General features: G+C 67.6%; 1 pseudogene. It reads left to right on the top strand.

From position 1 onward, the window contains the following. Positions 1-21: 21 nt before the first annotated feature. Positions 22-204: pseudogene (locus tag IH61_RS0140170) on the top strand (endonuclease III); the annotation flags it as partial.

The raw sequence follows: 204 nt of genomic DNA, 5'->3' as shown, positions 1-204 counted from the left end.
GGTTCGGCGTAGCCTTCGTGCATGGCAGAGAGCAAGGTCCGGAAGGCGGCGGCGTCGAAGCCGGTCGTGAAGAAGGCGGCGGTGAAGCCGGGGAAGCCGGAGTCGCGTCTGGCGATGGTGCGGCGGGCGCGGAAGATCAACCGTGAGCTGGCGGAGCTGTATCCGTACGCGCATCCGGAGCTGGACTTCGAGACGCCGTTCGAG

This window comes from Streptomyces sp. NRRL WC-3742, from assembly GCF_000720635.1.
Classification (GTDB): domain Bacteria; phylum Actinomycetota; class Actinomycetes; order Streptomycetales; family Streptomycetaceae; genus Kitasatospora.
Note: the sequence above shows the minus strand (reverse complement) of the source record. Positions and strands in the feature narration are given on the sequence as shown.